At 60.9% G+C, this 14,277-nt stretch carries 7 protein-coding genes; 4 read left to right on the forward strand and 3 right to left on the reverse strand.

Annotated elements, in window-relative coordinates; all coding sequences use genetic code 11:
* The first annotated feature begins 117 nt into the window (after window positions 1-117).
* A complete protein-coding gene (gene pyk, locus ACWIKB_RS14535; protein WP_054045066.1) occupies window positions 118-1,569 on the forward strand; it encodes a pyruvate kinase in 1,452 nt (483 codons plus the stop codon).
* Window positions 1,570-1,761: 192 nt separating this feature from the next.
* On the opposite strand, the gene ACWIKB_RS14540 is transcribed toward pyk, so the two are convergent.
* From ACWIKB_RS14540 to ACWIKB_RS14550, 3 genes are read right to left on the reverse strand one after another with little or no spacing between them, the layout of a single operon-like run.
* Window positions 1,762-2,511 (reverse strand): enoyl-CoA hydratase-related protein, encoded by a 750-nt coding sequence (locus tag ACWIKB_RS14540; RefSeq protein WP_475267645.1) that lies wholly within the window; start codon window positions 2,509-2,511, stop codon window positions 1,762-1,764.
* 31 nt (window positions 2,512-2,542) lie between these two features.
* Complete coding sequence (locus tag ACWIKB_RS14545; RefSeq protein ID WP_475267646.1) at window positions 2,543-3,478, reverse strand: iron-sulfur-binding ferredoxin reductase; 936 nt, start codon at window positions 3,476-3,478, stop codon at window positions 2,543-2,545.
* Window positions 3,471-4,577, reverse strand: a complete 1,107-nt coding sequence (locus ACWIKB_RS14550) for a GGDEF domain-containing protein (protein WP_475267647.1) — start codon at window positions 4,575-4,577, stop codon at window positions 3,471-3,473. The genes ACWIKB_RS14545 and ACWIKB_RS14550 overlap by 8 nt, the downstream gene beginning before the upstream one ends.
* 471 nt (window positions 4,578-5,048) lie before the next feature.
* Here ACWIKB_RS14550 and ACWIKB_RS14555 point away from each other — a divergent pair, with 471 nt between their 5' ends.
* From ACWIKB_RS14555 to ACWIKB_RS14565, 3 genes are all read left to right on the forward strand, one after another.
* A complete protein-coding gene (locus ACWIKB_RS14555; RefSeq protein WP_003214142.1) occupies window positions 5,049-6,572 on the forward strand; it encodes a fumarate hydratase in 1,524 nt (507 codons plus the stop codon).
* Window positions 6,573-6,913: 341 nt separating this feature from the next.
* The gene (locus tag ACWIKB_RS14560; protein ID WP_475267648.1) at window positions 6,914-11,374 is read left to right on the forward strand and encodes a SpvB/TcaC N-terminal domain-containing protein; all 4,461 of its coding nucleotides are present in this window, start codon (window positions 6,914-6,916) and stop codon (window positions 11,372-11,374) included.
* Window positions 11,371-14,217: an RHS repeat-associated core domain-containing protein gene (locus tag ACWIKB_RS14565; RefSeq protein ID WP_475267649.1), complete on the forward strand. Its 2,847-nt coding sequence runs from the start codon at window positions 11,371-11,373 to the stop codon at window positions 14,215-14,217. Before ACWIKB_RS14560 ends, ACWIKB_RS14565 begins: the two co-directional genes overlap by 4 nt.
* Window positions 14,218-14,277: the final 60 nt, after the last annotated feature.

The following is a 14,277-nucleotide window of genomic DNA, read 5'->3' on the forward strand; positions in this document are numbered from 1 at the left end:
GGAAATCTTCAGGAATGTTCGTTTAAAGAAAGAAACGAATAAGTAGTGCACATGAACAATGACTACAACCAGAGAGCATAGTAGCCTCACTCAGCGCTTGAACTCAGGAGTCTATGCATGTCCGTCCGTCGCACCAAAATCGTCGCTACCCTTGGCCCGGCCAGTAACTCGCCGGAAGTTCTCGAACAGCTGATTCTGGCTGGCCTGGACGTCGCCCGCCTGAACTTCTCCCACGGCACCCCCGACGAGCACAAGGCTCGCGCGAAGCTGGTGCGTGACCTCGCCGCCAAGCACGGCCGCTTCGTCGCCCTGCTGGGCGACCTGCAAGGCCCGAAAATCCGTATCGCCAAATTCGCCGGCAAGAAGATCGAGCTGAAGATCGGTGACCAGTTCACCTTCTCCACCAGCCATCCGCTGACCGAAGGCAACCAGCAAGTGGTCGGCATCGACTACCCGGACCTGGTCAAGGACTGCGGCGTGGGCGACGAGCTGCTGCTCGACGACGGCCGCGTGGTGATGCGTGTCGATACCGCCACCGCCACCGAACTGAACTGCACCGTGCTGATCGGCGGTCCGCTGTCGGACCACAAAGGCATCAACCGTCGCGGCGGTGGCCTGACCGCTCCAGCCCTGACTGAAAAAGACAAGGCCGACATCAAGCTCGCCGCCGAGATGGAAGTCGACTACCTCGCCGTGTCCTTCCCGCGTGACGCCGCCGACATGGAATACGCCCGTCAACTGCGCGACGAGGCCGGCGGTACTGCCTGGCTGGTGGCGAAGATCGAACGCGCCGAAGCCGTGGCCGACGACGACACCCTCGATGCGCTGATCAAGGCGTCCGACGCGGTGATGGTTGCCCGTGGTGACCTGGGCGTGGAAATCGGCGACGCCGAGCTGGTGGGCATTCAGAAGAAAATCATTCTGCATGCACGCCGCCACAACAAGGCTGTGATCGTCGCGACCCAGATGATGGAGTCGATGATCCAGAACCCGATGCCGACCCGCGCCGAAGTGTCCGACGTGGCCAACGCCGTGCTCGACTACACCGACGCCGTGATGCTCTCGGCCGAAAGTGCTGCAGGCTTGTACCCGCTGGAAGCCGTGCAAGCGATGGCGCGCATCTGCGTCGGCGCTGAAAAGCACCCGACCAGCAAGACCTCCAGCCACCGCATCGGCAAGGTCTTCGAAAGCTGCGACCAGTCCATCGCTCTGGCGGCCATGTACACCGCCAACCACTTCCCGGGCGTAAAGGCGATCATCGCCCTGACCGAAAGTGGCTACACGCCGCTGATCATGTCGCGCATCCGCTCCTCGGTGCCGATCTACGCGTTCTCCCCGCACCGCGAAACCCAGGCCCGCGCGGCCATGTTCCGTGGCGTCTACACCGTACCGTTCGACCCGGCATCGCTGCCGCCTGAGCAAGTCAGCCAGGCTGCCGTAGACGAGTTGCTCAAGCGCGGCGTAGTCGAGCAAGGCGACTGGGTCATCCTGACCAAGGGCGACAGCTACCACACCATCGGCGGCACCAACGGGATGAAAATCCTGCACGTTGGCGATCCAATGGTCTGAGTGACCGGTTGTTGAAAGTCAAAAGCCCCGCCATGTGAATGGCGGGGCTTTTTGGTTTTTGATTCAGGGGATGTGTTGCCTAGGCTGCCGCCTTCGCGGGCAAGCCTCGCTCCTACAATGGATCTTCAACGTTCACAAAACCCTGTAGGAGCGAGGCTTGCCCGCGAAGAGGCCAACCGCATCACCGCACATTCAATGCCGATTGATAAACCCCGACAACGCCGCCATTGCTTCCGGCGAGCGCAGCCGTTGGGTGAACAACGCGCCCTCCTCCTCGATCACCCTGCGGATCAATTCCCGATCCGGGGCTTTCATCAATTGCTTGCTGATGCGCACCGCTTCGGTCGGCAACGATTCAAACTTCAACGCCATCTCCCGCGCCTTGGCCAATGCCGCTTCGCCACTGCCCAACGCCTCGGTTGCAATCCCCCACGCGGCGGCTTGTTCACCACTGAAACTTTCGCCGAGCAACAGCAACTCCGCCGCTTTCGCGTGCCCGAGTAACCGCGGCAGGATCAGGCTGGAGCCAAATTCCGGGCATAACCCAAGATTGACGAACGGCATGCGCAACCGAGCATCGCGGCTCACGTAGACCAGATCGCAATGCAGCAGCAGGGTCGTACCAATGCCCACCGCCGCCCCGGCCACGGCAGCGATCACCGGTTTGCGGCATTCGAGCAGGTTGAGCATGAAGTGAAACACCGGGCTGTCGAGGCTGCTCGGTGGTTGCTGGATGAAGTCGGCGATGTCGTTGCCGGCGGTGAAGCATTCGCTGCTGCCGGTGATCAGCACGGCGTTGATTTCCGGATCACTGTCGGCCTGTTTCAGTGCTTCGGCCAGGCGACTGTACATGGCACGAGTCAGGGCGTTTTTCTTGTCCGGGCGATTGAGGCGCAAAGTCAGCAGACCGCGCTCGCGTTCAAGGTGGATGGCATCGGTCATGGCGAGTCTCGCGTCGTTAAACGATCAGCGCTCAACCACGAGGCAGGAAGACGTCGGCCAGTAGTTGATTGCGCGGCAATCCCGCCAGGTACAGGCGCCGGGCGAAGGCGTCGACACTGTCGGGGGCACCGCAGAGTAAGGCCAGGGTTTGCCGGGAAACAAGCCGCAGTTGCGCCAACGCTTGCGGCAACTCGGCCGGGGTCCACAGTTCGACCGTGAGGTTTTCACGGCCAACGGCCATGGCTTGCAGGGGTTTGGCCAGGTAATGCTCATCGGCATCATGGGCCAGATGAATAACGCGGATGGCGCCCTGATGATCCTGACGCAACGCTTCGCGCAACACGCCGAACAACGGGCCCAGACCGGTGCCGGCGGCTAATAGCCACAGCGGCCGGGTGTGCCAGTCCGGGTCGTAATGCAGGGCACCGCCGCGCAGTTCGCCGAGGCGGATTGAATCGCCGATCTGCAACTGTCGGGCTGCGTCGCTGAATTCGCCGGGCTGGCGGCAATCGAGGTGAAACTCCAGGAAGCGGTCTTCATCCGGCAGACTGGCCAGGGAGTACGGCCGCGCCACGTTGCCCGCCCACAACACCAAATGCTGGCCGGCGCCGTAGCGTAACGGGCGTTGAGTGATCAGGCGCAACCGCAGCACGTTGGCGCTGAGCCAATCGGCGGCGGCAACCTCGGCCGGACTCCCGTCCTGTTGCGGGTCGAAGGTGTGAACCTGCAAGTCCTCAACCACCGAACACTGACAGGCCAGGCGCCAGCCTTGTTGGCGCTGGTCGGCGCTCAAGGCATCGGGACGGCTGTCGCTGGGCAGGCCCTGCACACATTGAACGAGGCACGCATGGCAACTGCCGGCGCGGCAACTGTAAGGCACCGACACGCCGTTTTGATTCAAGGCATCAAGCAGGTTGCAGCCCGTCGCTACCGACCACTGGCGTTCACCGACCCGTAACTCAGGCATCGACGTTCTCCCAGGCCGCCGCGCAACGGTTGCGGCCGTCGCGTTTGGCGCGGTACAGCGCCTGGTCGGCGCGTTGCAAGGCGTCGTCGAGGTCGTCGCCCAGCTCCAGCAGGGTCATGCCGGCGGACAGGCTGAGGTTGCTCACGCTCAGGCCGAACAATTCGACATCGGTAAAGGCAATGCGCAGTCGCTCGCAACATGAGGTCAGGCGTTCGGCATCACAGTAGGGCAACAACACCACGAATTCTTCGCCACCGTAACGCGCCAGCACATCACCCTCGCGCAGGCAGGCCGTGGCTACCCCAGCGAAGGCTTGCAGTACTTGATCGCCAGCGGCATGACCATGCACATCGTTGATGCGTTTGAAGTGGTCGAGGTCGATCAGCGCCAGACCGTGCACCACGCCAGGTTCCATGGCGTTGAGCTCGCGAGAGGCCAGGCGCAGGAAGTGGCGGCGGTTGAACAGCCCGGTGAGTTCGTCGGTGGCGACCAGGTCTTCGAGCTGGCGCATCATCCCGCGCAGCGTGTCCTGATGCGCCTGCAAGGCGAAACGTCGTTGGCGCATAAGCTGGCGCGAGGCCTGGACGTAACGGGCATACAGCACCAGCCACACCAGCACGATAAACAGCACACACACCTGCAATAACGCCAGGGCCGGGTCGGATAGCTGGAAGTGGTAGCCCTCCCACAGCGTGATGGCACTGAAACTGAAGAACACCAGCAACGCACACCGCACAAAGGCCCGGCGTGACAGATGGAACAGGCCGAACAGCAGAATCAATACGTAGAACACCAGAAACGCGCCGCGGGCTTCGTCCAGGTGTGAAATCAGCCAGGTTTGCCAGCCCAGGCCCAGTAACACCTGCACTTCGGTCAGGCTGGGGTCGGCAAAACGCAGGTTGCAGCCGCTGTAGAACACCGCGAACAGCGCCGCCTGACTGATGACTACCAACGCACTGCCGATGGCGACTCCGGCCAGGGGCACATCGTAGTGACCGGTGAAAAACGCCAGCCACAGGAGCAGCAATGCCAGGGCATAGGTGCCGGCCGCGAGGGCAAAACGTTTGAGCAACAGTCGCTGGATGGCGTTATGGGTCAATCGTTGACTCACCGAAGAAAAAGAGGCTGAAAGAGTGTCCTACTCTACAGGCCGATTGCCACTTTAGTGGCGCGACCGATAAATGACCATTCAATTTTGGGAGCGGAAAAATGGCGTCAGAACGCTGACAAAATCCCCCCGTAGAACCTGCGTAGGAGCTGTCGAGAGAAACGAGGCTGCGATCTTTTGATCTTAAAAAATCAAATCAAAATCAAAAGATCGCAGCCTCGTTTCACTCGTCAGCTCCTACATAGACCCTACACAACTCCTACAAGAAGCAAGCTCCGGGTATGCGACCAACGATTGACTGTCGGCGGGTGTGCCCGGAACCGAGGCGCGTTATACTGCCGCGCCTTTTTAGCGTCGCGCCAGCTGCCCCGGCGTGCCTTGTAAAGGTGCTTGCAACCGACCGATGCACCCAAGCTGCAAGCGCCTTATTGAATGTTCCCGTCTTTTAGAGGAGCGCGACTCATGACCGTGATCAAGCAAGACGACCTGATTCAGAGCGTTGCCGACGCCCTGCAGTTCATTTCTTATTACCACCCCGTGGATTTCATCCAGGCGATGCACGAAGCCTACCTGCGCGAAGAATCGCCAGCGGCCCGTGACTCGATGGCGCAGATCCTGATCAACTCGCGCATGTGCGCCACCGGCCACCGCCCGATCTGCCAGGACACCGGCATCGTCACCGTGTTTGTCCGTGTGGGCATGGACGTGCGCTGGGATGGCGCCACCATGAGCCTGGACGACATGATCAACCAAGGCGTGCGCCAGGCTTACAACCTGCCGGAAAACGTCCTGCGTGCCTCGATCCTCGCCGACCCGGCGGGCGCTCGTAAAAACACCAAGGACAACACCCCGGCGGTCATCCACTACTCCATCGTTCCGGGTAACACCGTGGAAGTGGACGTGGCGGCCAAGGGCGGCGGTTCCGAGAACAAGTCGAAAATGGCCATGCTCAACCCGTCCGACTCGATAGTCGACTGGGTGCTGAAGACCGTTCCGACCATGGGCGCCGGCTGGTGCCCACCGGGCATGCTCGGCATCGGCATCGGCGGCACCGCCGAGAAAGCCGCGGTCATGGCCAAGGAAGTGTTGATGGAGTCCATCGACATCCACGAGCTGAAAAAGCGCGGCCCGTCCAACCGTATCGAAGAGATGCGCCTGGAGCTGTTCGAGAAGGTCAACCAACTGGGCATCGGCGCCCAGGGCCTGGGTGGCCTGACCACCGTGCTTGACGTGAAGATCATGGATTACCCGACCCACGCCGCTTCGTTGCCGGTGTGCATGATCCCGAACTGCGCCGCCACCCGTCACGCGCACTTCGTGCTCGACGGTTCCGGCCCGGCTTCGCTGGAAGCGCCACCGCTGGACGCCTACCCGGAAATCGTCTGGGAAGCCGGCCCGTCGGCCCGTCGCGTCAACCTCGACACCCTGACCCCGGAAGACGTGCAGAGCTGGAAGCCGGGCGAAACCGTCCTGCTCAACGGCAAGATGCTCACCGGTCGCGACGCCGCGCACAAGCGCATGGTCGAGATGCTGAACAAGGGTGAAACCCTGCCGGTAGACCTCAAGGGTCGCTTCATCTACTACGTCGGCCCGGTTGATCCGGTGCGCGAAGAAGTGGTTGGCCCTGCCGGTCCGACCACCGCGACGCGGATGGACAAGTTCACCCGTCAGATCCTCGAGCAAACCGGCCTGCTGGGCATGATCGGCAAATCCGAGCGCGGCCCGACCGCGATCGAAGCGATCAAGGACCACAAAGCCGTGTACCTGATGGCAGTGGGCGGCGCGGCTTACCTGGTGGCGCAAGCGATCAAGAAATCCCGCGTTGTGGCGTTCGCCGAACTGGGGATGGAAGCCATCTACGAGTTCGACGTCAAAGACATGCCGGTCACCGTTGCGGTAGACAGCAAAGGTGAGTCGGTACACATCACCGGTCCTGCCATCTGGCAGAAAAAGATCAGTGAAAGCCTGGCGGTAGAAGTGCAGTAAGCGCTTCGCCTTCCAGATACGGCCGGGTCGTCTCCCCAGATGACCCGGCCGTTTTTTTTGCCGATTAATTATTGAAACACCACAAAACCCTGTGGGAGCGGGCTTGCTCGCGAAGGCGGTGTGTCAGTCAACATCATTGCTAAATGACACACCGCCTTCGCGAGCAAGCTCGCTCCCACGTTGGATCGGCGTCGATTGTTATAAACCACCCCGCCGTGCACCCCATTCGGTCTAAAAAACCCGTCCCCACCTGTCAGATATGACAGGTTACGCAGCACCGCCATCTTGATAGCGTTGGTCCACCGCGAAACCTTTTACCGGGCCGAGACAGGATCAGCAAAATGGAAGATCAAGCGTCGCTGAGCATCACCACGCCCTCCATTTCCAGAAGTGCCTCGATTGCCATGGTGAGCAAAAGTGGCACGGTCGGTTTCACCGGCAGTGCCTCGTTTGAGCTGACGCTGCCGATTTCCCCTGGGCGTGGTTTCGACCCCGGCCTGGCATTGAGCTACAACAGCCAGGCCGGCAACGGCCCCTTCGGGATCGGCTGGGGAGTGAACAACGCTGCCATTTCCCGCCAGACCAACAAGGGTGTGCCGCGCTACGGCGACGACGATGTGATGATCGGCCACGATGGCCAGCAGTGGCGCCCCGAACGTGATGCTCAAGGGGCGATCAAGTCGCGAATCGAAACCCAATACCGCGGTTCCATGATTGGCCCGCACAGCGTGGTGAGTTATTTCCCTCGTGTCGAAACAAGCTTTGAGCTGATCGAGTTCTGGCACTCTGGCGTCAACCCTCAAGGGTTCTGGCTGGTGCACGGTGGCGATGGCAGCCTGCATCTTTTTGGCAAAGCCGAAGCCGCCCGCATCACCGACCCGCAAGACCCTCAACACGTGGCTTCCTGGTTATTGCAGGAAAGCCTGAACACCCGTGGCGAGCACATCGGTTACGAATACAAAGCCGAGGACGCGTCTCTAGACCCCGGCCAGCCCCACGACTATCGGGCCCAGCGCTACTTGCATCGCGTGCTCTATGGCAACGTCGAGGCCAGCGGTCATTTGTATGGCTGGGATGCCCAGGCATCGCCGTCGTGGCACTTTCAACTGGTGTTCGACTACGGCGAACGCACCCTGGATCGGGAACAGCAGCCGCCGTTCGATGCTCCGGGCGAGTGGCCGGTTCGCAGCGATCCGTTTCACACCTACGGTGATGGCTTCGAAGTCGGCACCCGACGCCTGTGTCATCAGGTGTTGATGTTTCATTACTTCCCCGAGGAGCTGGGGGCAGAACCGGCGCTGGTTCGACGTTTGTTGCTGGAATATCGCCCCACTTCGCTGGGCTACAGCCAATTGGTAGCCGCGCACTATCAGGCGTATGACGCCAGCGGCGCGGTGGAAAACCTGCCACCGGTGGAATTCGATTACTCGGTGTTCGAACTCAATACCCAACCGGCGGCCTTCTTTGCGTTCGACAACATGCCCGGTCTTGAAGACGGACAACGCTATCAGTGCGTCGATCTGTTCGGCGAGGGCCTGCCGGGGTTTCTGTGCCGCTACGACCAGGCCTGGTATTACCGCGAACCGTTGCGCGCCAGGGCCGACAGTGATGATGTCGCCTATGGCCCGTGGACGCTGCTGAGCACACTACCGCGCGCCGATCGCAACAAACCGGTGCTTCAGACCCTGACCGATCTGACCGGTGACGGGCGCCTGGACTGGATCATCGCCCAACCGGGCGCGAGCGGTTTCCACACCCTCAACCCGGATCGCAGTTGGTCAGGGTTTATCCCGTTCGAGGCGTTTCCGGTGGAGTTTTTCCATACGTTGGCGCAGATGGGCGATTTGTCCGGCGACGGTCTGAGTTCCCTCGCGCTGATCGGTCCCAAGAGCGTGCGCCTGTATGCCAACCGCCGCGAACACGGGTTTGCCAAAGGTGAAGACGTTCCCCATGACGGGAATGACGACCACCTGCCGCTGTTCAGCAACTTGCCTACGGAACTGGTATTTCTCGGCAATATGCTCGGCAGCGACATGAGCGAGTTGTGCCGCATTCGCCACAATGAAATCAAATGCTGGCCGAACCTGGGCCACGGGCGGTTTGGTCGGGGTTTTGTGATGAGCGCCCTGCCCTTCACCTACGCCGAATTCGATGCCGCGCGGGTGCGCATTGCTGACCTGGATGGCTGCGGCGCGCCGTCGCTGATTTACCTCAACAGCGACGGTTTCGATATCTACTACAACCGCGGCGGCAATGGTCTGGAGCAAACCCCGCTGAAGGTGTCCTGGCCCGAAGGGGTGCGTTACGACAACCTGTGCCAAGTCACCCTCGCCGACCTGCAAGGCCTGGGTTGCGCGAGCCTGATCCTGACGGTGCCGCACATCAAGCCACGGCACTGGCGCTATGATTTTGTCCACGCCAGGCCTTACCTGCTGAGCACCAGCAATAACAATATGGGTTGCAGCACCCATGTGCGGTATCGCAGCTCGGCTCAAGAATGGCTGGATGAAAAGGATCAGTTGCTCAAACGTAAAATGCTCCCGGTGTCGTACCTGCCGTTTCCGGTTCAGGTGACCAAGGAACAATCCCGCAAGGACGAAATCACCGGCGGCGAGCTCACCCAATCGATCCGTTTTACCCAGGCCTACTACGACGGTTTCGAACGGGAGTTCCGTGGCTTCGGCCTCGTGTGCCAGACCGACAGCGAAGCCAACCAGGATGAAAGCGACAAGGGTTATACCGCACCGGCGCTGGTCTGCACCTGGTTCCATACGGGACTGGACGTGAACACGTCCCGCGAAGGCGCTTTCAAGAATGATCCTGAGGCTTGGCCGCTGGGCGATACGCTGTTCTGCCGCTATCACGCCAGCGACGGTTTCGATGAGCCCGTCACGCCAGCGGACGAGGCGACCCGCCGTGAAATCGCCCGGGCCCTCGCCGGTTCGGTGCTGCGCACGGAAACCTATGCGCTGAATGACGACCGGCCCTATCAGGTGACGGAGTACCGCTACAAGGTCCGGGAACTGCGGGCCAAAGACGCGTATTCACCCTACGGAACCCTGTTGCCTTCGTTGCTGGAAACCCTCAGCTACCAGTACGAACGCGTTATCGACGACCCGCTTTGCCAACATGACATCACCCTGGCCATGGATGAATTCGGTCTGCCGGTGCACACCCTCACCGTCCATTACGCCCGGCGCCGGACCGAAGCCGACACACCGCCCTTCGACGATCCGGATGAGCAAGCCTGGTGGCGTGACGCCCATGACCCGGCGCAGCAGTTTTATTACCTGAGCGAAACCCGCGCCCAATTCATTCACCTGACCGAACCCCAGGCCTGGCGTCTGGGGCTGCCGTATCGGCAACGCAGTAACGCCTTGATGTTGCCCAAAGGTGCATGGCCGTCGGGACTCGCCCCCGAACATATCAGCTACGAGTTGATGCTCGAACATCACAACAGCGCGGTCTGGAACACCGCGCGGGTACTGACCGCGCAGTCGGTGCAGCGTTATCTGAAAACCAGTGATCGCAGCACATTGCTCCCGGATGGCTCTGCGGATTTCGAAGCGTTGGCCGCGCCCCGGGAAATCGCACAACTGGATGCAACCGCGCTCAGCGCGTACGACGTGCTGCCGCCGCCATTCGACATCCGGGCAGAACTGGCGCTGAACCATTACGCCCCGATGCCGTTGTTTCTTGAGCCGGACCCGGCAGAAGACCAGAAGAAAAACCTGTGGTCCGCGCTTTACACGTTTGCCAGGTATGGCGGCCCGGCGGACTTCTACAGCGTGCGCGAATACAAGGAAACCGAGAGCCACGAATTCACCCAGGCCGAATACGATGCCTACTGCCTGGCGGTCATTCGGGTCGTGCTCCCGGATGGCTGCACCACCCGCGTCGACTACGATTACCACGCGTTGCAACCGCTGCGCATCACCGATGCCAACGACAACATTCAGGAAGCACTTTACGAACCGTCCGGCCAACCGCTCGCCATCAGCTTCTACGGCACAGAAGACGGCGCGCCTGTCGGGTTCAGGCCTTTGAGCGAATACGTTCGCCCGGATTCACCGCTGCCGGACCCGGCCATCGACAACCCGCCGGCCGCGCTGCAAAAAGCCGCCAGCGTATTGCGCAAGGACCTGTTCAGCTGGATGGGCCAGCTCGACGCAGACGTGCGGCAAACACCTGACTGGCTGGCCGGCTGGATCGCCGAAGGCTACGTGTTGCCGAGCCTGCACGTCCGCGCCAGCGCCCGGATACGCCTGTCCCGGCTCAAGTCCCGGACCTCGGCGCAACAGACGCTGCGGGAACTGATCCGCGCCACGCCCCGCGAGCCGGTACACAGCGTGGTGCTGACCGCCGACCGCTATCCCGATGACCCGTTGCAGCAGATCCAGATCATCAAGTCCTGCGTGGATGGCTTCGGCCGGGCGTTGCAAACCCAGCAAAAAGTCGAACCGGGAATGGCCTACAGCGTCGATGAAAACCTCGAACTGGAACTGGTGGACGGCCAACCGCTGGAAAAACTGGCGAACCCACGCTGGCGGATCAGCGAGCGCGTTGAGTACAACAACAAAGGTGCGGTGACGCGGGTGTTTCGCCCCTATTTCTGCAATGCCCATGGCTATGTGCGCGACCAGTCCTTCCGCCAGTTCGGCTATCACGACCAGCAGTTCTACGACCCGTTGGGCCGCCCGGTCAAAGTGGTCAGCGCCAAGGGCTACGAGTCTTTCGACACCCTGCATCCGTGGTATCGCGCCAGTCATGACTTCAACGACACCGAGGCACTTGAGCCATGAACACGCTGAATTGGCGCACCCCTTCGCTGGTGGTCAATGACAGTCGCGGCCTGCCGGTTCGCCAGGTGGCGTACCTGCGCACCGAGGCAGGTACAGCGGCACAATCGCTCATCACCCGCCAGCATCATGACGTGCCCGGTCGTCCCGTCGAGCAATGGGACCCAAGGCTTTTCGGCACCGCGCCGAAACCCAATCTGTCCACACGCTATCGTCTGAACGGCGAAGCCGTGCAGGTGGACGGCGTTGACGGCGGCTGGCGCTTGAGCCTGAGCGGTGTGGGCGGTGAAGTGCTGCAACGCTGGGACCAGCGGGGCAGTCACTGGCGCATGACCTATGACGAGCAATTGCGCGTCACCGCCGTCGAGGAAAACGCCCAGCCGAATGTCGAGCGTTTCACCTATGCCAACGCTGCGGCGGATGCCGGACACAACCTGCGCGGTCAGATGAACGAGCAGGTTGACCCTTCCGGTCGCCTGACTCTGGACAGCTATGGCCTGCTGGGCCAGGCATTGCGTGACACCCGCACGTTCGCCGATGGCAAGGCGTACCTGAGCAGCCGAACCTTCAGCCCGCTCGGCGCGGTGCTGGATCAGACCGATGCCGGCGGTCATCGACAGCAGCTGCGCTATGACATCGCCGGGCAGCTCACGCAGGTCGGTTTGCAGGTCGCCACGGCCACTGTGGTGAAAGACATCCTCACGGACGTGCGGTACAACGCCAACGCGCAGATCATCGAACAGCGCGCGGGCAACGGTGTGATCAGCACTTGGACTTATGACCGGGCCGATGGGCGCCTCTTTCGGCTTAAAGCGCAAAAGAACACCGAACAGCCGCTGCAAGACTTCGAATATTTCCATGACCGTGTGGGCAACGTTACCCGCATTGATGACCATGTCTTCACCGAGGTCTATTTCGCCAACCAGCGTGTCGACGGTCATCGCGCTTTCACGTATGACTCGCTGTATCAACTGACCAGCGCCAGTGGTTTCGAGGCCGATATTCCCCATTTGCGCCCAGGTTTGCCCGACATGGTGACGCCTGTCGATACGGGCCGCCTCTATAACTATGTCCAGCACTATGAATACGATACGGGTAGCAACCTGACCCTCCTGCGTCATGTACGCGAGGGCAACAATCACACTCAACTGACACGCATCGCCCCCGGCAGTAATCGCGGTGTGCGCTGGAAAGAAGGCGAGCCCGAGCCGGTGTTCGACGAGCTGTTTGATGCCCACGGTAACCTTCGGTCCTTGCAACAAGGTCAGCCGTTGACCTGGAACAGCCGCGATCAACTAACCGTGGCCCGGCTGGTCGAACGCGACGACAGGCCCCATGACGAGGAAACCTACGTCTATAGCCAGGGCGTGCGGGTCAGCAAGCGGCTGGTAACTCAGGCGCAATCTGCGTCCCATGTTCGGCAAGTACGCTACTTGCCGAAGTTGGAAATCCGCACGGTGGACGACGCCGAAGAGCTGCATATCATCACCCTGGGTAATGTCCGTTGCCTGCACTGGGTCAAGGGAAAACCGGCGGCCATCGAGCAGGATCAATTGCGCTATAGCCTCGACGACCTCCTGGGTTCCAGCACTGTTGAACTGGACCGTAACGGCGAAAAGATCAGCCACGAAATCTACTACCCCTTCGGCGGTACAGCCTGGTGGGCGGCGACGTCACAGGTGCAGGCCGATTACAAAACCATTCGTTATTCGGGCAAGGAAATGGATGTCAGCGGGTTGTATTACTACGGCGCGCGGTACTACGCACCGTGGTTGCAGCGGTGGGTCAGTGCCGATCCCGGCGGCGCCGTGGATGGGCTGAACCTGTATGGATTTGTTGGGAATAATCCGTTGCGCTATGTGGATCCTGAAGGTGGAGCCAAAGCGGAAAGCGTGATCACACTTTACGCGGGCTTCCTTTCCATTCTCGGTGACGTTACCGCGAGGACACGCGGCCAGCTCCATGACGTCTACCGACAAAAGAACATCAAGCGCAATCTGCTGATGAATACCGTCAACGTGGTGGCCTTCGGGACACTAGGCTATGAGGCGGGCAACATCGGCGGTACGCAAGTCGGCCATCTCATTCCGGATGCCTCACACGCGACCCGCGTCGGCAGGATGTCAAGATTGCCGTACATTGAGGCAGCAACGGGCGGTAATTTTGGCGGAGATATTGCCGGTTCAATGACAGACGCGGTGTCCGGGCTGGGCGGCGCACTGGCAGACAACGCTCAACTTTTTGGCGGTCGCGCAGCAAACTTTTCGGAAAACATGGGACGGGTCGGCCCGCTCATTCCACAAACCTCGGCGATGTCTGTGGCCGCGATCGATAGCGCGTTGGGTATCCCGGATGCCGCCAACGAAATACAGCCCAACTGGAACAGCATCAACGATGAGTTGATTGATCCGGCGCTCAACTCAATCCTCAATCCGGATTTCGCCGTCGGTCGTGCGCTGGGCGCGTGGATATCGATTCTCCCCGGCGCACTTAATCTGTTTCAACGGGCGGTAGAAGCCGAGGACATCAAGAACCGGCTCGACCCGATCAAGATCGCAAAAATCGAAGGCATGTTTGCTGACTGGGAAAGCACTACCTTGCAACGCAGCGCCTGGATGGAAGCCGCTTTCGATTCGCTGGGCACCAACGTTGTCCATCTGGATCCCGGCCCCAACGGCGCGCGAGCACCGATTACGCGGGCGGGACTGCAACAGGCAACGACAGAAACGCTTCATAGCATCCGTCACCTTAAAGGGGGGCTTGCTGCGTATAAGGAGGCTGGCAGCACGGATAACCAGTTTTTGGCGAAGCAAAGAACGGCCTCCGCAAGGGCTTCGCGAAGATGAGTGGCGCACGGGGTAACAATTTATGAACAGATCGGTGCATCGGCACACGCCGTCCCTGTC

The sequence above is a fragment of the Pseudomonas sp. 5Vm1k genome, from assembly GCF_056161485.1.

Bases quoted from the DNA above. Each gene is read 5' to 3' on its own strand.
- pyk (WP_054045066.1), top strand. From the start codon at position 118: ATGTCCGTCCGTCGCACCAAAATCGTCGCTACCCTTGGCCCGGCCAGT.
- ACWIKB_RS14540 (WP_475267645.1), bottom strand. From the start codon at position 2,511: ATGACCGATGCCATCCACCTTGAACGCGAGCGCGGTCTGCTGACTTTG.
- ACWIKB_RS14545 (WP_475267646.1), bottom strand. From the start codon at position 3,478: ATGCCTGAGTTACGGGTCGGTGAACGCCAGTGGTCGGTAGCGACGGGC.
- ACWIKB_RS14555 (WP_003214142.1), top strand. From the start codon at position 5,049: ATGACCGTGATCAAGCAAGACGACCTGATTCAGAGCGTTGCCGACGCC.
- ACWIKB_RS14560 (WP_475267648.1), top strand. From the start codon at position 6,914: ATGGAAGATCAAGCGTCGCTGAGCATCACCACGCCCTCCATTTCCAGA.
- ACWIKB_RS14565 (WP_475267649.1), top strand. From the start codon at position 11,371: ATGAACACGCTGAATTGGCGCACCCCTTCGCTGGTGGTCAATGACAGT.